Genomic DNA, 25,218 nt, shown 5'->3' on the forward strand with positions numbered 1-25,218 from the left:
CAGTGAAAGCTATTAAAACAGTGGGCGTGTTGTTCACGCTCATATGTTGTTCTTTATTCCTCTCGCAATCTTTCGCCGCTACAGACAACCCATCCACCGCTACCAAACCCGTTATCGTCATTATCATTGACGACGTCGGCCACAACCTCAGAAAAGGTCGAGAGCTAATCGATCTCAACGGGCAAATTACGCTATCGATTTTACCTTTTAGCCCACACGGAAAAACCATTGCCCACCTAGCCCACAACCAGGGCAAAGAAGTGATATTGCACTCACCGATGGCCCCACTCAATCACACAAGCCCACCGGATGGCCTCACCCTCGATATGGATAAAGCGCGATTTGTCCGACTGCTGAATCAGCAAATCAATGACATTCCCAATGTATCGGGCATCAATAATCACATGGGTAGCGCACTGACCCGCAATGTCATCGCCATGAGCTGGGTGATGCAAGAGCTTAAAAAAAGAGACCTCTATTTCATCGATAGCCGAACAACCGCTGAGAGTATCGCCTGGCACACGGCACTACATTATCGGGTGCCGAGTTGGAAGAGAGATGTATTTTTGGACAACCAAAGAGACGTTTCGGCAATCAACAAACAGCTTAATAAGCTGGTCAAGAAAGCAAAAGAGAAGGGAATCGCTTTTGGTATTGGCCATCCTTATGATGAAACAATAACTGCTTTAAAAGGCTTTCTGAATTCTCAAGCTGCGCACAACATTGAGATCAGAAGCCCATCTCAACTCGATAGTTGGATTAAAGTTAAGTACGCATCAAATAATTTGGAATAAATTGTAAAAAATTTATTTATTAAACACATAGATACATTTTACAATGAATTATAAAGCTATCTAAGCAGAGCAAAATGGAATAAAAATAGTGAAAATCGCTACCGTTGGTAGCAACTTCTTCACTTAAGCTCTATCGCTCATCGCCACTGGTGATTTTTTATCCACAACCAGCTATGCTATAGTTTTTACTTAACAGGGCAGTTTACAAAACGTAGTAGGTTTTCAGTAAAGCGCACAGGCCAGCACTTTATATGAAATAAAACTTATTTAAGGACTTCAGGCGTTATTTGAATTCGACTTACTCACACAGTCGTTTTCTACCCGGCTCGCCCAAAGAGAACGCTTTTATATGTATTTGCAATTTCTATGAGGGTTTAACAATGACCAATCATCGTCCAGGCGAACAGGGACCTATTCCCGGCCGTAGTGAGAGAATTTTCGTAAAACAAGGCTATTTCTATTACCGCACTCGTGAAGGTATTGATATCGGACCTTTTGATACAGAAGCTGATGCCGCTCGCGGTGTTGAAGATTTTGTTGGGTTCTTAGCTGACGATCCACATTCTGCGGAAACCTTGTCTCATTACTCGGGCAAAAAAGTCGCCTAAGTTTTTCAAAACTTATTTAACAGGCGAACATTCAATATAAATAATATGATTACTAGCATTACATATTATTTATATTGAACTGCAACATTCCTTCCTCAAACAACAATATTCAAACTTTCCTTCCTTCAATTAAACGCAAGTTATTTGCATTCAAAAAAATTTAACATTTGAATTTGCTTCACTGTTTTAAAAAACCTTTTTAAAACGCAAATAAGTTTTAAGAAAAATCTGAATAACTTTACTAATTTATTGATGGCTAATTTTTCTCAATAAAAACTATCAACAAATAGTTTGACCTTAAAATTTATCGCAAAATAAGGTTAGATTCTTACATCCACACCTTGCTCTTGCATAAATTCTTTTGCTTGCTGGACGGTGTATTCTCCAAAATGAAAAATACTGGCCGCCAACACGGCATCTGCCTTACCGACTTTAATTCCATCAACCAAATGCTGCAGATTACCAACACCGCCAGAGGCAATGATTGGTACATTCACTCGCTCACTCATCGCTTTAACTAACGGCAAATCAAAACCGTTTTTTGTGCCGTCTCGATCCATGCTAGTCAGCAAGATTTCACCGGCTCCATTTGCCACCATTTTTTCTGACCATTCCAAGGCGTCGATACCTGTCGGTTTGCGACCGCCGTGGGTAAAGATCTCCCAGCGATCTGGCTCACCGGGTTCACTGACTCGTTTCGCATCAATAGCAACGACAATACATTGCGCTCCGAATCGCTCAGAAGCTTCACGGACAAAATCAGGGTTTTTCACTGCGGCAGAATTGATACCGACTTTATCGGCACCGGCATTTAACATCGCGCGAATATCCGCCGTGGTACGAATACCGCCGCCAACGGTAAGCGGAATAAATACTTGGGAGGCGATCTTTTCGACCATGTGAATCGTGGTGTCACGGCCTTCGTGGGTTGCCGTAATATCCAAGAAGGTGATCTCATCTGCGCCCTGCTCATTGTAGCGTTTCGCCACTTCCACCGGATCGCCAGCATCGCGTATATCTACAAACTGAACACCTTTGACAACGCGACCGTTATCAACATCAAGACAGGGGATAATTCGTTTAGAAAGCGGCATAGGGTCGGGGCTCTTAATTCTGTGTAATCAGGCCCGGATTTTACACCTAAGTTTGGGGAAGTTTGAAATTTATCGAGAAATAAGCACGAATTGTGAGGACATAAAATCCATAAGGGTAAATCGAGTAACAGGAACGATCTTAACCGACATGCTGCTTATCGGCGTACATGCGCATATCAGCAACGTTTTTCAGCTCTTCTAGGGAATTACCATCAACCGGCCACACAGCAATACCAATACTGATTTCCAACTCAACCGTTTTGCCGCCAGACACATTCATTGGCAACCGGGTCGCAGCGCGCAATCGATCAACCAAAGCAACTTTTTGGTTTTCATCCAACGCCTCACGAATGACCACCAAGAACTCATCGCCACCAATACGACTGATGTACTCACCGCCGCGCAGTTTTGAACGCAATCGTCGAGCAAATTCAATCAGAACCTGATCACCAACACTGTGACCGTTTTGATCATTGACTTGTTTAAAACGGTCAAAGTCGATAAACACAACACTAAATCCAGAACCGTCACGAAGACTTTGCGCCTGAATTTTTCGCAATTGGAAATCAATAAATCGTAAATTAGGCAGCTGTGTTAAAGGGTCTAAATGAGCGAGCTGTCGAAGTTTGCGCTCAGTGACTTTATTGCGAGTCACATCGTGAAAAATCACCATTGCCGCCTCAACAGCACCGGCGTCATTTTTTATTGGGTAACAACTAAAATCAAAAAAACGATCATTCGCACAAAAATGATTGATAACGGCGTGATTGGATTTAACAGTTTCGCCTAAAAAACAGCGGATAAGAGAAGGGTCTAAATACTCAACAAATTCATCTTCTTCGACAAAGTTCTTAATGCTAGAACCTTCGACTTGACCGACGGTGGCCTCAAGATAAGTTTTAAACAGCGTGTTTAAAGCCAAAAAATTATAATCTGGGTCAACGAGCGCAAAGTAGTCTCGATCATCGTGATCGAACAAATCCAATAGCGTCTCAAATTTTTTCACCAATGGAGAAATAACTACGTCGCTACCAATTGTGCTATGCACGTCTTTCATCATTCCCCCAGACCGGATTAATTTTTCCTAGATATTTATTCGCTAAGTATAAAATAATCAATACCGAAACACTTTTAGTAGCTTCACCTTCTTTAAGCATTCGTATTCTTATATATTATTCTTGTTATTTTTAAGCGAGACCCTTTCTAATAACTCTAGGAACCTAAGATTAAATATAATTGTTCATTTTAACGGTGAACGTAGTCTTAATCCCAATAAATACACTGAATTAATTCGAATAATAAAATGTAAATTCTTACTTATCTCACTTAAACGCGGGTTTAGCTTAAGATAAAAACAAACACTTATTAGACCACCGCAATGTTACCATTTGGAATGGTAATTACTTATAAAATCATCTTTGATTTTATAAGCATAGTGTTAAAGTTAAGGAAATACTCCCGTCTTTATTGCTAAATTTGGAATTTAATTCGAAAAAAAGAGATAAGAGTTATAAGAATTTAGAACAATTACTTTCGTTAAACTGTAACTGGTCCACAGCTGAATTTTAGATTCTTAAACTCAAAAATAAAAATTACACTCAATTACAGGCTTTTAAGTATTGACTAATGCTTATTTAAAACAAGAAAAAAATCATTCATTCAAAAAAGAATCGCCTTTTAGCTTGTAACAACTGTTCACGAACCTTAAGAAATATCGCACGTCTCGCAAAAATTCAAGATTCGAGAAAATATTTATAAACAGTAGGAATTAATATTCTTGAATTACTCGCCAGTCCACCGACAAAAATTTGCTAACAACTGTAGACCATCGCGGTGACTTTTTTCTGGGTGGAACTGTGTGGCAAAAAGATTATCTTTCGCAATTGCGGAGGTAAATTCACTGCCATACTCAGAAACGCCTGAAGACAGATCGCTATTTTTTGGCTGGCAGTAATAACTGTGTACAAAATAAAATTGCGCTTGATCGTTAATGCTTTCCCATAAGGGGTGAGCAACGGATTGACGAACGTTATTCCATCCCATGTGCGGTACTTTTAACTTTTCACCCTGAGCATCAACGAGGTCATCGCCAAAATATTTAACGACACCGTCGACTATTCCCATACAGTCGATCCCGCCATTTTCTTCGCTGTTAGAAAACAATAATTGCATGCCAACACAAATACCCAATACGGGTTTACCGCTGGCAATAGCACGCTTAACGATGGTATCGAATCCGAGACGTTGAATTTCAGACATGCAATCTCGAACCGCGCCAACGCCTGGAAAAATCACTCGCGTTGCGCGCTCAATAAGTTCTGCGTCCGCTGTGATATGCACGTCAGCATCTGGCGCCACTTGAGTGATCGCACTGGCGACAGAATGTAAATTACCCATACCGTAATCACATATTGCAATGGTATTCACAGCGAGTTTCCTATGGTTGTTAAGCTAATGGTTGTTAAACAAACGGTTATTCAACCAACTAAAAATTAGGGAAGTTAGAGCTAAAGCGCCCCTTTGGTCGAAGGCATACGGTCGCCAAGACGCGGATCTGGTTCCAACGCCATTCGCAACGCCCGCGCAAACGCTTTAAATACCGTTTCAATTTGATGGTGAGCGTTATCGCCACGCAAGCAATCAATATGCATGGTCACTTGAGCATGATTAACAAAACCGTGGAAGAATTCAGAGAAAAGCTCAGTATCAAAGGTACCGACGCGTTTTTGAGTAAACGGAATGTTTAAAATCAAACCCGGTCTGCCGGAGAAATCAATCACAACCCGAGACAGCGCTTCGTCGAGCGGAACATAGGCATGGCCGTAGCGGCGAATACCTTTCTTTGAACCCACTGCTTTCGCCATAGCTTGACCAATGGTGATACCAATATCTTCAACCGTATGGTGATCGTCAATGTGAGTATCGCCTTTGCAATACACATCCAGATCAATCAATCCATGCCGAGCAATTTGATCCATCATATGCTCCAAAAAAGGAACGCCTGTATCAAATTGACTTTTACCGGTACCGTCCAAATCTAAAGAAACACGAATTTGCGTTTCCAGTGTATCTCGGCTGACCGTGGCTGTTCGCGCAGTCATAGAAGACTCTCCGCACTCAAAAAAAGATCGCGGATTATAAAGCGGCTAGCGCTTTGGCGCTAGCATTGGCAGGAACTTAACAATTTAAGGGTTAACGCGAACGCGGTTTTTCACACACGATAGGCAAAAAGCCTACTCGTATTGGCAATATTAAATTTCTGACTCAAGCGTTTAATACAACCGAATTAGCCACAAAGAAATTGGCTGGATGAGCGTGAATACGAGCGATAGCAGGCCCTAGAGCCTGCCGTTCATTAAGCATTTAACTTGAACGAAGATGACTGCGACCATGATCCAGCAAGAGATTTGAGTCGGGACCCACAGGAATAACACCCGACGGATTAATGGTTTTATGACTGTAATAGTAGTGGCGCTTGGTTTGTTCAAAATCGACTGTCTCTGCAATACCCGGAAATTGATACAACTCACGCAGATAACCCGATAAATTGTTGTAGTCGGCAATACGCTGTTTATTGCACTTAAAATGCCCCACATAAACGTCGTCAAAGCGGACCAAGGTGGTAAACAAACGCCAGTCTGCCTCGGTAATTTGCTCGCCCGTCAGGTAGCGACTTTTCTCTAAACGCTGATCCAATTCATCAAGCGTCTTAAATAAAGAATGAAATGCTTCTTCATAGGCCGACTGAGTTGTCGCAAAACCGGCTCGATAAACACCGTTATTGACCGTTTCATAAATGACCGCATTCAACTCATCGATTTCTGAACGCAGAGACTCGGGATAATAGTCCGTTGTATCTCCCGTTAATTCATTGAAGGCGGAGTTGAAAATTCGAATGATGTCTGCGGACTCATTATTAACAATGGTCTGATTGCGCTTATCCCACAGTACCGGAACGGTAACCCTACCCGTGAAATTAGGATCAGCGCGAGTGTAGATCTCGTGCAAAAAATCACTGTTATACAAGTCATCGCCACGAGAAGGCCCCAGACGATCAAATGTCCAGCCATCGCCGAGCATGTCAGGGTGCACAACCGAAACGCTGATCAAATCAGCCAGGCCTTTCAACGCCCGAAAAATCAGCGCCCGATTAGCCCAAGGGCAAGCCATTGCAACGTAGAGATGATAACGACCGGCTTCGGCTTTAAAGCCACCGTCTCCGGTTGGGCCAGGAGTACCGTCGGCTGTTATCCAGTTGCGAAAGCTCGCTCGTTCGCGAACAAACGCGCCGCCACTTTTTGTCGTGTCATACCATTTATCTTGCCATTGCCCATCGACCAAAAGACCCATAAATGCTCCGCTTACCTGTATTTCAGTTGCGGCAATCCTAGTCAGATATAACTGCCGACAACAGCAAGCAGTTTTAAGGGTGATATTCGATAAATTTGACCAACCTAAAAGTCGCGAGAAACACTAATTCATTTAAATCATTGTTAAATATGATTTAAATCTGCCAAACAAAAAACTTAATCTTTTCTCAGTGATCAATAAAAATTCACCAAATTCAAATATTATGAATAACTTTATGAATTCACACGTTTTGATCGCACAGAGATGACAACAAGCTGAGGAGGGATTTCAGAGCAGAGAACAACACAACCATGTGTCGATAGAACAAATTGGACGAAACAATTACATTAACCTTCAATAATGTTACTATATAACATTATATAAATAGAAATGAGAATTAAGTATTTGTAATTTTCATTCGTCTTTCAAGCTCACGCTAATCAATATCATCAGCACTGCACACATTTATCAATGACAGCTCAACGCCCAGCCGGAATTACCAAGCCAGCCGTTCGTGCAATCTGCCTGATATTATTGTTTTTACTCTCAAAGTTAGTGTGTGCTCACCACCTTGTCAGCCATACTGATGTAGACGCCGCAGAAGAACACACATGCGAATTGTGTGTCTATGCCTCCTGTGCCGCAGCGCTTCCTGCACCACCGCCTGAATTCATGCCGCCTACGGCACTGAGCGACTCACCTTTATTTTCAAATCACTGCACCAACAAAAATTCATCCGAATTTGCGGCAATACGTGCACCCCCTGCGAATTTCTCCTCTTAAAACCATCATCACAATCAACAACTCACCACCGTGCGTAAACCGTGGTGTTCTATTAAATGAATTCGAGTAAATAAGTCATGAATCACAACCAAGGCTTGAGCCGCTCTGTGCTCGGCAAACAATTGCGTAAAAACTTGTTATCAAAAAGCATTCGCACCGCTACTGCGGTTTTAGTCTCAGGTTTATCCGCAGCGGCAATCGCGACCGAAGGCCACGGCGTTCACAAAGACATTGAAGAAGTTATCGTTTCTGGCGCGCTCGACAAAAGCCGTCAAGATACTGCACTGCCAGTGAGCATCATCAGCGGCGACGCATTGAGAGCGGCCACTAAAAATTCATTGGGTGAAACCTTAAGTTCTCTTCCAGGCGTTCAATCCGGCACCTTTGGCACCAACGTTGGCCAACCGATTATTCGTGGCCAATCTGGCAACCGTGTGCGCGTTCTTCAAAATAACATCGCCGTTCTTGATGCCGCCGCAGCAAGCCCGGATCACGCCAACGGCATTTCGCCTTTTGCCGCTGAAAAAATCGAAGTACTTCGCGGACCAGCAACGCTTTTATACGGAAACGGCGCCATTGGTGGTGTGGTTAACGTTCTCGATAACCGCATTCCTAAAGCCGTTCCAGAAGAAACTGAAATCCAATTCTTACAAAAGCACAGCACATACAACGACCAAGACACCAGCTCATTGGCTATCGACGGTGGCGTTGAGCAATTTGCTTTCCACGTAGACGGCACTTACTACGAGTCTAACGATTACGAAATTCCAGAATCGACATTTCTACCGCCATTCCAAGATGAAGCGCGTCGCGGCACCTTAGGCAACTCAGACTCAGACAGCACCAATCTAACCGCTGGTGGCTCTTACGTTTTTGATACCGGCTACTTTGGTTTCTCTGTTAGCGATTTGGAACAAGAATACGGCTTGCCTGCGGCACCTCCAGGGGTCAGCGATGAAGAAGGCGTCGACATTCGAATCGACCTAGAGCAAACCCGCTATGAATTCGAACTTGGCTTAGAATTCGAAGGCTGGGTTGAGTCTTTCACCGCGCACATTGGTTTCACTGACTACGAACACCAAGAAATCGAAATCGAGCCTGAAGAAGAGGAAGAAGGCGAAGAGGGTGAGGAAGAGGAAGAAGAGGGTCCAGGTACCGTTTTCTCCAACGAAGGTTTTGACTCTCGCTTCACCATCAACCACGCACCGGTTGCTGGTTGGGACGGTATCATCGGCCTACAGGTTCAGGATCGTGAATTTGGCGCAGAAGGTGCCGAAGGCTTTATCGGTGAAACCGATATTTCCTCGTTCAGTATTTTCGCCCTAGAAACACTAGAGCGTGGCGATTACATCTATGAAGTTGGCGCACGAGTAGAAAGCAGCGATACCGAGCTATCGAGCAGCTGTGACCAATCCGAAACTACCTTCAGCGCGTCGGGCTCTGTACTTCGTAAGCTGACTGAATCAACCAACATTTGGTTCTCCACCAGCCTTTCTGAACGTGCCGCAACTGAAATCGAATTGTTCTCCAACGTTGACGGCAGCACCTGTACAAACCCAGCAGAAGACGAGTTGGTTGAACACGCCGCGACTCGCCGAATTGAAGTGGGCAACCCAGATCTTGATACCGAAACCAGCACCAACATTGAATTGGGCATCTTAAAACATTCCGGTAGCTGGACGGGTGAATTCAACCTTTACTACAACGACATCAGCGATTACATCTTTGCTGATTTCACCGACGACCCAGAAATTGTTGTTTACGAACAGCAAGACGCTGAGTTTATTGGGGTTGAGGCATCACTTACCCACCACATCATCGATGCTGAAAACCACCACTTGGATATCATTTTATTCGGTGACTACGTTGAAGCCGAACTTGACGACAACAACGATGTACCGCGTTTAGCGCCTGCACGCATTGGTGCGGAATTAAGTTGGGTAAGCACTCAGTGGAACGCATCTTTGCGTTTGGTTGATGTTGCCGATCAAACTCGTACCGGCGAAAACGAAACTGAAACCGACGGTTACACGTTGCTTGAAACCTACGTTGAATACAAAATCCCAACTGGCGCTGGCAATTGGGCTGTATTCGCCAAGGGCAACAACCTCTTAGACGAAGACATTCGTGACCATACCTCGTTCACGAAAGACTCCGCTCCAGCCCCAGGTATTGGTTTTGATTTAGGCGTTCGCGTGAACTTCTAATTCCTTGCCACTTATACCGGTCTCAAAAACTCCTCGCACTGCGGGGAGTTTTTATTTTCGCCATTAAAAATCGTCAACATTTGGCGAGACGTCTCCTTGCCATTACAATGCGCCAACATTAAAACCCAGTCTATCTGTTGCTTAAAAGATAAGCGCTCTACGTGTTCGGCGGCTCTTTCCAAAGCGAGATACAACCCAAGCGTGACAACGCCCTAAAAAAATAACATCGCATTGGCACTATAAATCTGTTGGCACTATAAATCTGTTGGCACTATGAATCTGCACGAACCCATTCCCGAATCATTCAGCGCATCATCGGTAATTACGCCAAGACGCATTGCGCTGCTAGGTTATCGCAGTGACCCTCACGTCGGCGGCCAAGGAATTTATTTAAAATATTTAAGCCGTGCACTCGCCAAGCTCGGCCACACCGTAGATGTCCTCAGCGGACCACCATATCCTGAGCTTGACGACAATATTCGCCTTATCAAAATTCCAAGCCTGGATTTGTACGCCAGTGCTGACCCTATGCGTGAACTTCGCTGGAAACATTTTTTAAGTGTGAGCGATTTGTACGAGTACGGTTCGAAAATGACCGGCGGTTTTGGAGAGCCTTATGTTTTCAGTCGTCGAGCGGCAAAATACTTATTAAAGCACCGGTCAAATTATGACATTGTTCATGACAACCAATGCTTAGGACACGGCCTAATTACCTTGCAAAAAGCGGGTATTCCAGTCATTGCCACTATTCATCATCCAATTACGCGCGACCGAAACCTTGCCGTTGACGCCCAAGATCATTGGTTTATGAAACTCGCTACCAAGCGTTGGTATCGTTTTTTAAGCATGCAAATCAAGGTCAGCCAAAAATTGCATCACGTGGCGACTGTATCGAAACAATCGCAGCACGATATTTTTAATGAATTTAATCGTCCCCAAGAAAATACACACATTGTCGCCAACGGCATTGATATCGACACATTTAAAAAGTTATCGGAAGAAAAAGTTCCTGGTAGAATTATTTCTACCGCCTCGTCCGATCAGCCATTAAAAGGGCAAAAATATTTATTGTTGGCGCTTGCGGCAATTATCAAAAAAATACCTGCCGCACATTTGGTGTTAATTGGTGAATTCAAACCCGGCAGCGAATGTGCTCAAATTATTGATCAACACCAACTTAAAAAGTACATTACATTTCGCTCGAATATTTCCACGCAAGAATTGGTCAAGCTGTACAACTCAAGCTGCGTTGCCGTCACACCATCACTGTACGAAGGTTTTGGTTTACCTGCAGCAGAGGCCATGGCGTGTGCCACTGCGGTTATCACCACCAACGCCGGCGCCTTGCCAGAAATCGTGGGTAATGCCGGAAAAATAGTGGCCGCGGGCGATGAGCACCAACTCAGTCTTGCCATCGAAGAATTATTAACAAACACTGCAAAACGCCACTATTTAGAAGTCGCCGGCCGAAAACGCATTGAACAGCATTTTAGCTGGCACAATTGCGCACTCGAATTTTCCAAACTCTACGAAACCATGCTTGAGCATTATTCTGAAAAATCATGCACACCGTCGAATATTCATATTTAAAGCCTGAACAAGGTCAAATCTGGCTGGACTTGGGTTGTGGCGAAGGCCGCCACTGTATTGGCGCATGCAACCAACAATTGCCAATAACCGTTATTGGTGTGGATCTCGGATTTCAAGATTTAATTAAAGCTCAAGAAAAATGGCGGGAAACCAACGATTTTCACCAGCAAATTGGTTTACCCGAATTAGAACCCAGCCACTGGCTTAACGCCAATGGTTCACAATTGCCTTTTGCCGACAACAGTATTGATGTCATTATTTGCTCCGAAGTCTTGGAGCACATTCACGATTATTTATCGGTACTAAAAGAAATTCGTCGAATACTAAAGCCCAATGGCAGATTGGCAATCAGCATTCCCAGACGCTGGCCAGAATGGATTTGTTGGCAGCTCGCCGAAGAATACGCACAAGTCGAAGGCGGACACGTTCGTATTTTTAATCACATTACCTTAGTTCGAGAAATTCGCGAACTCGGATTTGATCACTACAGAAGTCACGGCGCTCACGCCTTACACGCACCTTACTGGTGGTTAAAATGCGCTTTTTGGCACCAGCCCAATCAGCCAATCGTAAAAAAATACCACGACTTTTTAGTTTGGGATTTAATGGAAAAACCAAAATTAACGCGCACGCTAGAAAAGCTTTTAAACCCCTGGATGGGGAAAAGCTCCGTTTATTATTTTACAGCCAGTTGACACTCAGCATCTCTAATAAACTTATAAAATGAATTCAACGAGCACGCTTTGACAATAACAATACAGCAATCTGCGATACAACAATCTGCGACCCAACAATTATCACCCGCATTAACAAAAGCGGCGAAATATATTATGAGCCAACAGTCACCAACGGGCGCAATACCTTGGTTTGACGGCCACTTTGCCGACCCCTGGGATCATATTGAAGCGGCGATGGGATTAACGGTTGCTGGAAAATATCGCGAGGCACAACGTGCTTATTTATGGTTGGTACACAACCAAGAGAGAGACGGCAGCTGGTACAGTGAATACCATAAAAATTCCCACGGGGAATACGCAGCCAACACAGCCACATTAAAACAAACCCATCACGCAGCCTACATTGCCACCGGCCTTTGGCATTATTATTTGTGCACACAGGATGTAGAATTTATCCGCGAACTTTACCCACGTGTTGAAGCGGCTTTCGATTTTATCCTGCCACTACAAACTCCCGAGGGAGAATTCAACTGGGCAGTTAACTCCAACAATGACGTGCAAGAAGATGCGCTCATTACCGCTTGCAGCTCAATTTTAAAAAGTTTGTCCTGTGCAAGCTTATTAGCTCGCACACTTAATTTTCCGTCGAACTATTTCGATCACAGTTATCAGAAATTACAAAACGCATTAAGCAATAAACCCCATCGTTTTGACAGAACCTGGGAACCGAAAACTCGATTTTCAATGGATTGGTTCTACCCGATTTTTTGCGGCGCGTTAACAAAAACGGCCGCAAAAACACGCCTTGAATCTCGCTGGCAAGAGTTCGTTGTCGACAACTTGGGTTGTCGCTGCGTCAGTGACGAACCCTGGGTAACCACTGCAGAAACCTGCGAATTAATTTTCGCGCTGCTTTATTTAGAAGAAACCGAAACAGCCCAGCAACTGTTTCAACAATTACTGTCTTTACAAGATTCGTCAGACGGAGGGTTTTGGACCGGCATTGTCACACGAGACATGAGCCTGTGGCCAAAGGAAAAAACCACTTGGACCGCCGGAGCAATCTTGCTAGCCGCTGATGCGTTATTTCAACTCAGTAACGGCCATGAAATATTAATCCGCTAAACTTTTTACGTTTTATTAGGCTGTGTTTTTCTTTAGAAAAGAGCAGTCAAAAACGTTAATTTGCGTTGGCAAAATAGCCTCAACCACTTCTCGATAGCCAACGCTTACTTTATTCATTTCTTTTTAATACTGATTTTCAACTGGCTTGTTGATAGCGAAGGTAACATAAACTTCCTATACTTAGAGAAAACATTGGCCAGAGAAATCTCTATGACCTATTGCATTGCAATCAACCTAGACAAAGGACTTTTATTTGGCGGCGACACTCGTACCAATGCCGGGGTTGATCATATTTCAACGTACAAAAAGCTATTTACGTTTTCTAACGGCTCCACACACGCCATCGCAATTTTGTGTTCAGGAAATTTGGCAACCAGCCAACACCTGATCGAATCACTGAGGCGCGAAATAGAACTCGAAGAAGACAATCTTCTCAGCAAAGACTCACTGTTTGATTGCGCCAAACACGCAGGAAGAATTCTCTACGATATCATTCAAGAATCCGCGCATAATGAATCGGATAAACTCGGGGATTTTTCCAGCAACCTTTTGCTCGGCGGCCAAATTAAAGGCGAACGCCCACGACTATTTATGATTTACCCGCAGGGCAATTTTATCGAAGCCACGCGCGAAACCCCCTACTTCCAGATTGGCGAGCACAAATACGGCAAACCTATTATTGATCGAACCATTCGCTACGATCTGCCGTTGGAGCAAGCCTTAAATTCGACCTTAATTTCGCTGGATTCAACCATCAAAAGTAACCTGTCTGTGGGTCTGCCGATGGATATCTTACTCTACGAAAAAGACAGCTACGATTTAAGCCGATACCGCCGTATTGAGGAGTACGACGAAGACCTTCTGAACATGCGCCAGTATTGGTCGAACGGACTCAAGCAACTTCTGGAAGAACTGCCCACACCCAAAATTTAAATTTTCCCGCCTGCAAGCCCCATTCGGAAATATTTTTATAATATTTCCGAAATCTTTCTTTTCTTCGAGTGGCATAGAATCTGCTCCGCATATTTTTAGTGCATTGAGGCGCTAAACGAGATATTTTTCTATGCAAAACTTTTGTTTAACCAGAATTAAATCAACATCACTTTTTGTCAATATGACATCCTTACCACTATTTAAAGTTGACTGATGAATATAAATTCCAGGCAACCAAATACAACAAGATCGAATCCCCAATCGGAAAGCTTGAGAGCTTTCATGACAAACAAAAACACAAAAATTATTGGGCCACAGGAGCAAAGCTCGCAATGAGTATCAAATGGAAAGACTACGAGTGCGAAAATTTATACGACGAACTGATCAATAGTCGTGGCAATCCCAGGCAACCCGCCAAGCGTTTAGCAACCTATTTGAGTAAACTTGGTGTCGACGAACTGAATAAACGCCGACAACTCGCCGATGCGACCGTCCAAGACATGGGCGTGAGCTTCACCGTATACACCGACGAAGGCAACATTGATCGAGCTTGGCCATTCGACATTATTCCTCGGATTATTCCCGCCAAAGAGTGGAACCAAATTGCCCTTGGCTTAAAACAACGCTTGCGCGCACTCAACCTTTTCATCAACGATATTTACCACGAACAAGCCATCATTAAAGACGGCATTGTGCCGAGCTACCTAATTGAAAATTCGAAAAACTTCCGCCCCGAATGCGTCGGTGTGAAGCCCGCTTTTGGTGTCTGGGCGCACATCTGCGGCTCTGATTTGGTGCGTGACGGTGATGGCAAGATGTACGTGCTCGAAGATAATCTGCGAGTTCCCTCCGGTGTTTCTTACATGCTTGAGAACCGCGCCATTACAAAACGGGTTTTACCGGAAGTATTTGGCCGAGAAAACGTGCTCCCGGTAGATGACTACCCATCGCGCTTATTCGATATGCTCGCGGCACTATCGCCGAGAAAAGTAAAACAGCCTGAAATCGTCGTGCTTACACCGGGAATTTATAATTCTGCTTATTTCGAGCACGCATTTTTAGCGCAACAAATGGGTGCGGAGTTAGTCGAAGGCTCCGATTTGCTCGTTGATAGTGACGATTGCGTTTACATGCGCACCATTAGAGGGCGCGAAAGAGTCGATGTTATTTATCGCCGCATTGACGATATGTTTATCGACCCCGAAGTTTTCGATAAAGATTCACTGCTCGGCGTACCGGGTTTAATGCGCGCCTGGAAAAAAGGCAACGTTGCCCTGGCCAACGCACCCGGTGCCGGCGTCGCCGATGACAAAGTGATTTACGCTTACGTCCCGAAAATCATCGAATATTATCTCGATGAAAAACCGTTAATTCCCAACGTACCCACCTATTTGTGCGAAAACGAAGACGATCGCAATTACGTTATCGAACACATTGCCGAGCTTGTGGTAAAACCGGCAAACGAATCCGGTGGTTACGGTATGCTGGTTGGCCCGCATTCCACGAAAAAAGACCAAGATAAATTCGTTAAATTAATTAAAGAAAATCCACGCAATTACATCGCCCAACCCACGCTTGCGTTATCCACTGCCCCCACATTGGTTGGCAGCGATAACCCCGAACCCCGCCATTTGGATTTGCGACCATTTATTTTGCAGAGCAAAGATTTGTACGTCACCACCGGCGGGCTGACCCGTGTTGCTATGGTGAAAGGCTCGTTGGTCGTAAACTCGTCCCAAGGCGGCGGCAGTAAAGATACGTGGATTGTGGATTCGGAGGGCGCTTAAGATGTTATCCCGTGTTGCAGAAAGACTTTATTGGGCGGCTCGATACCTAGAGCGCGCCGAAAATACCGCGCGCTTAATCAGCGTGTACGACAATCTTCTCTACGATTTACCCAAAGATTTATTAGACATCAGCTGGTTTAATTTAATCGATTTAAACAGCGCCGCAGAAACTTATAACCGCCGTTACAAAGTTCAAAACGAACGCAACGTAGTTAAATTCTTAGTCGTTGATGACGACAATTTAAGCTCGATTACCTCTGCCATTAACGCCGTTCGAGAAAACCTGCGCACCACGCGCGATGTGATTCCACCGGCGGCCTGGGAGCAGGTTAACGAATTAAATATTTACGTCACCAAGCACGCAAAAGACGGTCTTCGCCGTGCCCTTCGCCACGAATTTCTCACTGAAATTATCGAGCGTTCCCAAGCACTCAACGGCCTGTTAACCGGAACCTTAATTCGCGACGAAGCCTGGCAATTTTTAAAACTCGGTCGCAACATAGAGCGCGCCGATATGACCACGCGCATTCTCGATGCCGGTGCTGCGGTTTTAGAAAACAATAAAATCTTTAAAACCTCAAACCCAGCGCAATTAATTTGGGGCAACGTGTTGCGCTCCCAGGGTGCTTACATGAGTTACCGACGCGCGGTGAAATCCACGGTTCGCGGCAGTGATGTGGCTCGATTCCTACTGGACGAAGTGCTGTTGCCAAGATCGGTCGCCTATTGCAGCGATCAAATCAAACAGGCAGCCACAAATCTTTCACAAGCCTCTGGTAGAAAACAACCCGTTAAAACGGATTTACCCGTTTATACCATCGAAGAAGAAGACGACTTAGGCGCAGATTTTCGTAATTACCTAAACGATCTGCAGCTCGCCATCGGCGACCTTCACCTACAAGTCTGCAACAACTGGTTTGCCCGAGATTAACGGAACTTGCGCGGCGTTGGCTGCGCTAAAGCTGCCTGATTCAGCAAGGAATTCAACATGACGATTCGCGTCAAGCTGCTCCATAAAACGCACTATAAATTCGATCGCCCGATTAATGTCGGCGCCCATATTTTGCGCCTGCGACCGGCGCCGCACTCACGCACAAAAATTCACGGTTACTCGTTAAAAATTCTGCCGCAAGATCATTTTTTAAATTGGCAACAAGACCCGTTCGGCAACTTCCAAGCGCGTTTGGTATTTCCAGAATTAACCAAAGAACTGGCGTTTGAAGTCGAAGTTATCGCCGACATGACGGCGATCAACCCCTTCGATTTTTTCGTTGAAGAATACGCCGAAGAATTTCCATTTAAATACGACGAGCAATTGCTCAGCGAATTAAAACCCTATTTAGAAACCGAAGAACACGACAGCCCATTGCTGAAACAATGGCTAGAATCCGTCGACACAGACGAATCTGTTCGCAGCATCGATTTTTTGGTGGCACTCAACACGCGCTTACAGCAAGAAATCGACTACAACATTCGCATGGAACCCGGCGTTCAGAGCTGCCAAAAAACGCTCGAAATTAAAAAAGGTTCCTGCCGCGACAGCGCTTGGCTGCTGGTACAAATTCTTCGCCATTTAGGATTGGCCGCACGCTTCACCTCAGGTTACTTGGTGCAGCTGACGTCGGATAAAGAATCCCTCGACGGCCCGTCTGGACCCGAACAAGACTTCACCGATTTACACGCCTGGTGCGAGGTGTATTTACCGGGCGCAGGTTGGATTGGCCTCGATCCAACCTCTGGCTTGTTTGCCAGCGAAGGGCATATTCCCCTGGCGTGCACGCCACACCCTGTTTCTGCTGCACCGGTTACCGGTGCCATTGATAAATGCGAAGTTGAGTTCGAATTCAGCAACGAAGTTTTCCGCGTTCACGAAGATCCACGCGTAACCAAACCTTACGTACAAGAAGACTGGCAAGCGATTCAAGCACTGGGTAAAGCAGTCGACGAAGAACTCAACCAAAACGACGTTCGCCTCACCATGGGCGGCGAACCGACGTTTGTTTCTGTCGACGATATGGAATCCGCCCAGTGGAATACCGACGCCCTCGGCGACGACAAATTAAAACTGGCGAAGGATTTATTACTGCGTTTGCGAGAGCGTTTCGCCCCCAACGGTCTGTTGCATTACGGCCAAGGCAAGTGGTATCCCGGTGAAGAAATTCCCCGTTGGGCCTTGGGCGTATTTTGGCGTTTAGATGGCAAACCTCTTTGGAATGATCCCGAGTTGCTGGCGCGGGTGGATCACGATTACGGCTTTGGGCCAGAAGACGCACAACAGTTTTCCAAAGCGCTGACCGAAAAATTAGGGTTGGATGAACAATACATCCAACCGGCGTTTGAAGACGCCCTGCACTACTTAGATTTAGAAGAACAATTGCCAGTTGATCTCGATCCCCTGAAAGCGGATTTATCCGATAACCTTGAGCGCAAGCGCTTGGCGAAATTACTTCGGCGCGGCTTAAACACCGTTACCGGTTACGCCATTCCGGTCGCCTGGGATTACGGCAACAGCTGCTGGATGAGCACCCAATGGGAATTCCGTCGCGGGCATTTAGCGCTGATTCCGGGTGACTCGCCCATGGGTTTCCGTCTGCCATTGGATTCCTTGCCAACTCTGGATGAAAAAATTCTCAAGCTGCATCAAGAACCAGAGCGCGACCCGTTTGAGGAGCGCGAAAAGCAAATCACCGCGCCTTACATTTACTCCGACGAATACGGCCAAATCAGCCCAGGGCCACGCAAATTAATGACCATTGGCGCCGACGCCAAACCGGAAGAACTGCTTGAGGCCGACAATAAGGACGATCTCTATCAACACTGGGTGAAAACCCTGCGCACGTGTATTTGCGTGGAGCCCCGCGATGGCAAACTTTATTTGTTCCTGCCGCCGCTGCAGTATCTTGAGCACTACGTCGCCTTAATCAACGCGATCGAAGAAACCGCCAAAGAGCTGAAATTACCGGTAGTTATCGAAGGTTACGAGCCGCCAAAAGATTTCCGCCTACAAAAGCTGTTAGTCACCCCAGACCCAGGCGTGATCGAGGTGAACATTCATCCGTCGAAGTCCTGGCAAGAACTGGTGAATAACACCACAGCCTTATACGAAGAAGCCTTTAAATCGCGCCTTGGCACCGATGCCTTTATGGTCGACGGTCGCCACACCGGCACTGGCGGCGGCAATCACATCACCCTAGGGGGATTGTCTCCCGCCGATAGCCCACTGTTGCGCCGCCCAGATATTCTGCGCAGCTTTATCACCTTCTGGCAGCACCATCCTTCGTTGTCTTACATTTTCTCTGGCATGTTTATCGGCCCAACGTCGCAATCGCCGCGCGTGGACGAAGGCCGCGACGAAATGCTGTATGAGCTGGAAATTGCTTTCCAGCAAATGCCCGATGGTGAAGTCGCTCAGCCTTGGTTGGTGGATCGCTTGATGCGCAACCTGCTTGTGGACATTACCGGCAACACTCACCGCGCCGAATTCTGTATCGACAAGCTCTACTCGCCAGGCAGCGCCAGTGGTCGCCAAGGCATTTTGGAATTCCGCGGTTTCGAAATGCCGCCGCACGAACACATGGCACTGGTGCAAGCGCTGTTGATTCGCACACTGCTTGCTCGCTTTTGGAAAGAGCCCTACCGCAAACCGTTAGTGCGTTGGGGCACGGAACTGCACGATCGCTTTATGCTGCCTCATTACGCGTGGGCAGACATGAAAGACGTAGTCGATGATCTCAACCGTCACGGTTACCCATTCCAGCTACATTGGCTGGCGCCATTTGAGGAATTCCGTTATCCCCATTATGGTCGTGTGCAAATTGATGATATCGAGATGGAATTGCGTTGGGCGATTGAGCCTTGGCACGTGCTCGGCGAAGAAATTTCCAGCTTTGGCACCGCTCGCTATGTCGACAGCTCTGTGGAACGCTTGCAAATTAAAGTGCGCGGCCTGACCGACAGCCGTTACGTAGTCGCCTGTAATGGCCGTCGCGTGCCGCTGAAATCCACGGGTCGCCACGGTGAATACGTTGCCGGTGTTCGCTACCGCGCTTGGGCGCCGCCATCTGCGCTGCACCCAACCATTGGCATTCACGCGCCGCTGACGTTTGATTTGATCGATACCTGGAACGGCCTCGCCATCGGCGGTTGCACTTATCACGTCAGCCACCAAGGTGGCCGCTCCTACGACGACTACCCGGTCAACGCGATGGCCGCAGAAACACGGCGCACCAATCGCTTTGAAGACTTTAACCACACTCAAGGGCCATTCACACCGCGTCCAGAGTACGATGCGATTCGCGAATTCTTCCCCAACAATGAACCACCGCGACCAATGGCACCGCCGCCGGAAGAACCCACCGATGAGTACCCGTACACGTTAGATCTCAGGAAATCGCAATAAAACCATTATCAGCAGAAGCTACTATACTCTGTAATAGTCATTCATTGACGGTACAAACTAACCTTGTGCAAATAGTGAATTGATATAACGACATTGAATGTATCAGCTATCTGCTGAATAATGATTCGCAAGATTAGTTTATGACGGGCCTCAGCAAATCAGAACTTGCCTGACGCCAACGGAGAACGGGCTCACTCACGAGCCCGTTTTTGTCTTTTGGACAAATCTTCTGAACAAGATCGCCTGAGCAAAAACCCATTATGTCGCAGCAGCAATCTCAACAGACCAACATCCCCAGTGACCCGCAACCACTGACCTATCACGGTGGCGCGCAAGACGAATCGTTGGATGGCAGTGGCCAGTTTAAATCCCACTGGCAAAACCTGATGACCAATTACCACGATTTGACGCGTCAGGGTTTGCTCGAGCGGACAACGAAAATTCAGCGTATCCTGCGCGATGACGGCGCCATCTATAACGCCAGCGGTGGCACCTCTATTTGGGGACTCGATCCGGTACCGATGGTATTGGCACCACACGAGTGGCTCGCCATCGAGCAAGGGCTGATTGAACGCGCTCAACTGTTGGATTTCGTGCTTAAAGACATCTACAGCAATCAGGAAATCATTCGCCGGGGCATCGTGCCACCGGAAGTCATCTACAATCACCCAGGTTTTATCCGCGCCTGTCACCGCACCTACATTCCAGGCGCTCACCAGCTGACTTTTTACGCCGCCGATCTCGTGCGCGGCCCCAATGGCGATATCGCCGTGCTTGGCGATCGAACCCAAGCACCTTCGGGCAGCGGTTATGCGCTGGAAAACCGCTTGGTAATGCAGCGGGTGTTCCCCATTATTTTCCGCGAACAAAACGTTCGCATGCTGCGCAGCTTTTTTAATACTCTGCGCGAACAAATGCTGCGCATCGCGCCGGAAAAAAATCTCGCCAGCGGTGAATCACCTCGCGTGGTGATTCTTACTCCCGGCGCCTACAGCGAAACCTTCTTCGAACACGCGCTACTCGCCAATTATTTGGGCTATCCATTGGTTCAAGGTAAAGATTTAACCGTGCGCAAAGGTTATGTCTGGATGAAAACCTTGGATGGATTGTCGCGAGTCGACGTGATCATTCGCCGCGTTGACGACAGTTACTGCGACCCCGTAGAACTTCGCGGCGATTCTCAATTGGGTGTGGCGGGACTGCTGGAAGTGGTTCGCGCAGGCAATGTGTCGGTCACCAACCCACTCGGCAGCGGTATTTTAGAAAGTGGCGCCCTGATGCGGTATTTGCCCGATATCAGTCGCCACTTTTTCGGTCGCGAGTTGAGTTTGCCCAGCGCACCTACGTATTGGTGCGGCGACAACGACGATTTTAACTACGTAATCAATAACTTACGTAACTTACGAATCAAACACGCCCACCGCCAGTTTGATTCCAGCGCCATTTACGGCAGCAATCTATCAGACAACGAATTATCGGCTCTGGCCGCCAGTATTCGACAATCGCCGCAAAGCTACGTGGCACAAGATTATGTGCAACCTGCGCAAAGTCCGTGCTGGCGAGACAAAACCTTGCAACCGCGACCCTTTGCTCTGCGCGCTTTTGCCGTCGCCAATGACAACGGCTACCAAGTAATGCCCGGCGGGTTGACTCGATCCGCCGCCAACGCTCACGACCAGCTTATTACCAATCAGCTAGGCGCGGTGAGTAAAGACACCTGGATTCAATGCGGCAAAAACGAAGACACACAGGCGGTATCGACCGGGCTCTCCCAAGCCAATCGCACGATCGACATCAGCTTGCCCAGCCGCGTGGTGGAAAACTTATTTTGGGCGGGCCGCTACAGTGAACGCGCCGATATGGCTTTGCGGTTACTGCGAACCGTCTTTGTCCAGCTCAACGGCGCTCATCAATTACCCGACGAAGCAGAACGGCTCTTGCTGTATTCGGTTACCCAGCTCACCATGACTTACCCAGGATTTACCGAAGCTAATCAAACGGTGTTCGATAACCCTGAAGCCGAGCTGATGAGCGTGATTCTCGACGAAAATCGCCCCGGCAGCGTCACTGCGAGCTTAAAAGCAATGTTGCGCTCTGCCAGCGAAGTTCGTGAAATGCTGTCGTCCGATACTCAGCGAGTGTTCAACGACATCGACGATGAAATCCTCGCCCTGCATCGCAACCTGAAAACCAGTATTAATTCAGCGCCTGAAGAAGCGCTCGATCCGCTGGTAACCGCCCTACTCGCACTCGCCGGTTTGTTCAATGAAAGTATGTTTCGCGGCATGACTTGGCACTTCCTAGAAATCGGTCGCGGCCTTGAAAAAATCTATCAATTAACCACCCTAATGCGGTCGTTGATTGTGCCGGTTTCTCAAAACGACGAGTCGCAATCGATTTGCTCCGAGGCAATCTTAATTACCACCGAGGGCTTAAACACCTTCCGCCGCCGCTTCCGCAACGACGCCAGTCTATACAATGTTTTGGCGACCTTGATGCTCGATCGCAGCAATCCGCGCTCGCTCATGTATCAGCTCACTCACGTTGAATTACTGTTGGAGAATCTGCCCAACAACGACGCCGCCAAACCGGAATTGAGCCGAGAGAATCGCGCCTTAATTGAAGCGATTTCAAGCATTCAGCTGGCGGATATCTCCGAGCTTTTGGTGACCTCCGAAGACAGTCCAATCCGAGCCAATCTGGACCAATTGTTGGTACGCGTACAAGAGCTGATGGAAACCATGGCCGTAGCCATCAGCAATGTCTATTTCGATCACACCGCAGGCCCGCAACAGCTCGTTAGCAACCCCTGGAACATGGATTAACCCGACGCATGCTTTATCGAATTCGCCACATCACCCAGTATCGATACGCCTCTCCGGTGAGCCTTGCGTACAACCTTGCCTGCCTGTTGCCGAGAAACACGGAGTATCAAACCTGTTTGGATCATCATCTAACGATTTCTCCCAACGCCTCCGCGCTCGCCCAACGCAAAGACTACTTTGGCAATAACACCCACAACTTTTGCCTAGAAACCGCCCACAAAGAATTAACCGTAGATATTGCATCTACCGTGCGTATTGCCGACGTCAGGCTGCTGGGCATGGACTTAGAAATCGGAAGCTCGTGGGAATTTTTACTGGAGCAAATGCACGAAAGCAAAGACGAAATGACACTGCGGGCGCGGGAATTTTGTTTGGATTCCAACATTGTACGAACCAGCCAAGAGCTACGTGAATACGCAGAGCCCTCGTTTACGCCAGGAAGACCGCTGCTGTCGGCGGTGCGAGATTTAAACCATCGCATCTTTACTGATTTCGCTTACGACCCCGGCTTTACCACCGTTAGCACGCCATTAACCGAGGTGCTTCAGCACCGCCGGGGCGTCTGTCAGGACTTTGCGCACCTGGCCATTGGCTGCTTGCGATCGATGGGTTTTGCCAGCCGCTACGTCAGCGGTTACCTAGAAACCCTGCCACCGCCTGGGGAAGAAAAATTGGTGGGCTCAGACGCGTCTCACGCCTGGTTCTCGGTTTACGCACCCGGTGAAGGTTGGTTTGAGTTCGACCCCACCAACGACAACATGCCTTCGGTACAGCACATCACCACCGCTTGGGGGCGCGATTACGCCGATGTTTCGCCGCTCAAAGGGGTTATTTTTGAAGGCGGTGGTTCGCAAACGCTGTCGGTATCAGTAGATGTACAACGGCTGGAAAATTAAAATCTGGTCAGCTCGATTTTTTGTTTCCAGCTCTGTAATTGTTGAACCAAGTCATCGCGGCCGTAGTTGCGCACAACATCAACGTAGAGATCAATAAAGCGCACATACAAGGGTACCAAACCAATTTGCAGGCATTCTGCCACTTCATCAATTCGCTCGGGAAATCCGTTCACTCGCCACTCGTAACCCTTGTTTACCAAGATCGCATCTGGCCCCAATAAATAATTCGTCACGTAATAATCCGCCGATTCTTGATTACCGGCAATCACGCCCGACTTCAAAAGATAAATAAATCGTGCGGGGAATAAAATGGTTTTAGTAACGTACACAACGCCTTTGTCCGCAATACGCTGACAATCGCAAAATTCTTGCGTACGCTCGGATGTGGCCAGTTTTTCTAGCGCGAATTCCACACAAGAGACTTCAAGCTCTTTTTGTGTGGGCAGTTTTAATTGATCGCGAACTTCTTTGCCCAATAATAAAGTGGCGTGTTCGATTAAATCCAAACGATCAAACGGTGGGTAACGGCCGCCGTCGGCATCGCCATTAATGGATTCAACTGACCCCCAAAATACCGATAAATTATTGTTGATACTGGGATGATTACTTCGAATCGTTTTTACTAATGAATCAATGTGTGCAGCGGTGTCGGAATTTACTTTAGTTAAAATAATGCCTAAATCAATATCACTGGCAAACTCACTAAACCCTCCGCGTGAAAGGCTTCCCATGATGTATATCGATACACAATTGTCTGCAAATAACGCACTTGCGCTATTGATAAAATCATCAATCAACTCGATAAACAACGGGCTTTGTGTTTGAACCTTACCAGCCACCGACGCATTTACTTCTACACTTACTTCCACCGCAACAACCTACTGTTCACCGCTCACATTCAAACCCACACACATTTGCATGCGGTTATTATTGACCGCGGAGTATGACAGATTTAACCCTGAGCTTCATTAGACACCGGTTTCACCTCACAAACAGAACTGCCTCGCAAGTTGGAGTGTTGCTGCGTAAACGGCGCAAAATTTTCATAAAATTTAAATCATCAGAGGTTTTACTTATCGCTCAGGCTATTTACTGAGGAAATTATTTTGGCTTTTACCGAAATAATATGATCTCGGTTTAATACGCCAAA

At 46.7% G+C, this 25,218-nt stretch carries 19 protein-coding genes; 13 read left to right on the plus strand and 6 right to left on the minus strand.

Translation table 11 applies throughout. From position 1 onward, the window contains the following. Positions 1–2 precede the first annotated feature (2 nt). On the plus strand, positions 3–794 hold the full coding sequence (locus tag LU361_RS05700) for a divergent polysaccharide deacetylase family protein (RefSeq protein ID WP_233087849.1): 792 nt from the start codon (positions 3–5) through the stop codon (positions 792–794). Positions 795–1,174: 380 nt separating this feature from the next. Beyond that, a complete protein-coding gene (locus LU361_RS05705; protein ID WP_233087850.1) occupies positions 1,175–1,402 on the plus strand; it encodes a DUF6316 family protein in 228 nt (75 codons plus the stop codon). Positions 1,403–1,722: 320 nt separating this feature from the next. Here the strand turns inward: LU361_RS05705 and hisF are convergent, their stop codons facing one another. From hisF to LU361_RS05730, 5 genes are all read right to left on the minus strand, one after another. Further along, on the minus strand, positions 1,723–2,496 hold the full coding sequence (hisF, locus tag LU361_RS05710; RefSeq protein ID WP_233087851.1) for an imidazole glycerol phosphate synthase subunit HisF: 774 nt from the start codon (positions 2,494–2,496) through the stop codon (positions 1,723–1,725). 139 nt (positions 2,497–2,635) lie between these two features. Then, a complete protein-coding gene (locus tag LU361_RS05715; protein WP_233087852.1) occupies positions 2,636–3,544 on the minus strand; it encodes a sensor domain-containing diguanylate cyclase in 909 nt (302 codons plus the stop codon). Between the two features lie 734 nt (positions 3,545–4,278). Beyond that, positions 4,279–4,923 carry an imidazole glycerol phosphate synthase subunit HisH gene (gene hisH, locus LU361_RS05720; RefSeq protein ID WP_350337993.1) on the minus strand — a complete coding sequence of 215 codons (645 nt, stop codon included), beginning with the start codon at positions 4,921–4,923 and terminating at the stop codon, positions 4,279–4,281. Between the two features lie 80 nt (positions 4,924–5,003). Next, entirely contained in the window at positions 5,004–5,597 is a 594-nt protein-coding gene (gene hisB / locus LU361_RS05725) for an imidazoleglycerol-phosphate dehydratase HisB (RefSeq protein WP_233087853.1), read from the minus strand. A gap of 262 nt (positions 5,598–5,859) precedes the next feature. Next, positions 5,860–6,846, minus strand: coding sequence for a glutathione S-transferase family protein (locus LU361_RS05730; protein WP_233087854.1), 987 nt, complete (start codon positions 6,844–6,846; stop codon positions 5,860–5,862). A 471-nt stretch (positions 6,847–7,317) separates the two neighbouring features. On the opposite strand from LU361_RS05730, the gene LU361_RS05735 reads away from it, so the two are divergent. From LU361_RS05735 to LU361_RS05785, 11 genes are all read left to right on the plus strand, one after another. After that, positions 7,318–7,629 (plus strand): hypothetical protein, encoded by a 312-nt coding sequence (locus tag LU361_RS05735; protein ID WP_233087855.1) that lies wholly within the window; start codon positions 7,318–7,320, stop codon positions 7,627–7,629. A gap of 77 nt (positions 7,630–7,706) precedes the next feature. Then, positions 7,707–9,836, plus strand: a complete 2,130-nt coding sequence (locus LU361_RS05740) for a TonB-dependent receptor (protein WP_233087856.1) — start codon at positions 7,707–7,709, stop codon at positions 9,834–9,836. A 273-nt stretch (positions 9,837–10,109) separates the two neighbouring features. Continuing rightward, positions 10,110–11,426, plus strand: a complete 1,317-nt coding sequence (locus LU361_RS05745) for a glycosyltransferase family 4 protein (protein WP_233087857.1) — start codon at positions 10,110–10,112, stop codon at positions 11,424–11,426. Continuing rightward, a complete protein-coding gene (locus tag LU361_RS05750; RefSeq protein WP_233087858.1) occupies positions 11,399–12,121 on the plus strand; it encodes a class I SAM-dependent methyltransferase in 723 nt (240 codons plus the stop codon). The genes LU361_RS05745 and LU361_RS05750 overlap by 28 nt, the downstream gene beginning before the upstream one ends. 48 nt (positions 12,122–12,169) lie before the next feature. After that, positions 12,170–13,228 carry a glucosidase family protein gene (locus LU361_RS05755; protein ID WP_233087859.1) on the plus strand — a complete coding sequence of 353 codons (1,059 nt, stop codon included), beginning with the start codon at positions 12,170–12,172 and terminating at the stop codon, positions 13,226–13,228. Positions 13,229–13,438: 210 nt separating this feature from the next. Continuing rightward, entirely contained in the window at positions 13,439–14,161 is a 723-nt protein-coding gene (locus LU361_RS05760) for a proteasome-type protease (protein ID WP_233087860.1), read from the plus strand. 332 nt (positions 14,162–14,493) lie between these two features. Then, positions 14,494–15,948 (plus strand): circularly permuted type 2 ATP-grasp protein, encoded by a 1,455-nt coding sequence (locus LU361_RS05765; protein ID WP_233087861.1) that lies wholly within the window; start codon positions 14,494–14,496, stop codon positions 15,946–15,948. Position 15,949: 1 nt separating this feature from the next. Next, entirely contained in the window at positions 15,950–16,879 is a 930-nt protein-coding gene (locus LU361_RS05770; protein ID WP_233087862.1) for an alpha-E domain-containing protein, read from the plus strand. A 57-nt stretch (positions 16,880–16,936) separates the two neighbouring features. Next, positions 16,937–20,347: a transglutaminase family protein gene (locus LU361_RS05775; protein WP_233087863.1), complete on the plus strand. Its 3,411-nt coding sequence runs from the start codon at positions 16,937–16,939 to the stop codon at positions 20,345–20,347. Positions 20,348–20,607: 260 nt separating this feature from the next. Next, on the plus strand, positions 20,608–23,172 hold the full coding sequence (locus LU361_RS05780; protein WP_233087864.1) for a circularly permuted type 2 ATP-grasp protein: 2,565 nt from the start codon (positions 20,608–20,610) through the stop codon (positions 23,170–23,172). 8 nt (positions 23,173–23,180) lie between these two features. Next, the gene (locus LU361_RS05785) at positions 23,181–24,068 is read left to right on the plus strand and encodes a transglutaminase family protein (RefSeq protein WP_233087865.1); all 888 of its coding nucleotides are present in this window, start codon (positions 23,181–23,183) and stop codon (positions 24,066–24,068) included. On the opposite strand, the gene LU361_RS05790 is transcribed toward LU361_RS05785, so the two are convergent. Continuing rightward, positions 24,065–24,937, minus strand: coding sequence for a hypothetical protein (locus LU361_RS05790; protein ID WP_233087866.1), 873 nt, complete (start codon positions 24,935–24,937; stop codon positions 24,065–24,067). The two genes, LU361_RS05785 and LU361_RS05790, sit on opposite strands and share 4 nt — an antisense overlap. Positions 24,938–25,218 lie beyond the last annotated feature (281 nt).

This window comes from Sessilibacter corallicola (assembly GCF_021290925.1).
In the GTDB taxonomy this organism is placed as follows: Bacteria; Pseudomonadota; Gammaproteobacteria; order Pseudomonadales; family Cellvibrionaceae; genus Sessilibacter; species Sessilibacter corallicola.

Bases quoted from the DNA above. Each gene is read 5' to 3' on its own strand.
- hisB (WP_233087853.1), bottom strand. From the start codon at position 5,597: ATGACTGCGCGAACAGCCACGGTCAGCCGAGATACACTGGAAACGCAA.
- LU361_RS05735 (WP_233087855.1), top strand. From the start codon at position 7,318: ATGACAGCTCAACGCCCAGCCGGAATTACCAAGCCAGCCGTTCGTGCA.
- LU361_RS05780 (WP_233087864.1), top strand. From the start codon at position 20,608: ATGTCGCAGCAGCAATCTCAACAGACCAACATCCCCAGTGACCCGCAA.
- LU361_RS05765 (WP_233087861.1), top strand. From the start codon at position 14,494: ATGAGTATCAAATGGAAAGACTACGAGTGCGAAAATTTATACGACGAA.
- LU361_RS05740 (WP_233087856.1), top strand. From the start codon at position 7,707: ATGAATCACAACCAAGGCTTGAGCCGCTCTGTGCTCGGCAAACAATTG.
- hisF (WP_233087851.1), bottom strand. From the start codon at position 2,496: ATGCCGCTTTCTAAACGAATTATCCCCTGTCTTGATGTTGATAACGGT.
- LU361_RS05705 (WP_233087850.1), top strand. From the start codon at position 1,175: ATGACCAATCATCGTCCAGGCGAACAGGGACCTATTCCCGGCCGTAGT.
- LU361_RS05730 (WP_233087854.1), bottom strand. From the start codon at position 6,846: ATGGGTCTTTTGGTCGATGGGCAATGGCAAGATAAATGGTATGACACG.
- LU361_RS05750 (WP_233087858.1), top strand. From the start codon at position 11,399: ATGCACACCGTCGAATATTCATATTTAAAGCCTGAACAAGGTCAAATC.
- LU361_RS05775 (WP_233087863.1), top strand. From the start codon at position 16,937: ATGACGATTCGCGTCAAGCTGCTCCATAAAACGCACTATAAATTCGAT.
- LU361_RS05770 (WP_233087862.1), top strand. From the start codon at position 15,950: ATGTTATCCCGTGTTGCAGAAAGACTTTATTGGGCGGCTCGATACCTA.
- LU361_RS05760 (WP_233087860.1), top strand. From the start codon at position 13,439: ATGACCTATTGCATTGCAATCAACCTAGACAAAGGACTTTTATTTGGC.
- LU361_RS05745 (WP_233087857.1), top strand. From the start codon at position 10,110: ATGAATCTGCACGAACCCATTCCCGAATCATTCAGCGCATCATCGGTA.
- LU361_RS05785 (WP_233087865.1), top strand. From the start codon at position 23,181: ATGCTTTATCGAATTCGCCACATCACCCAGTATCGATACGCCTCTCCG.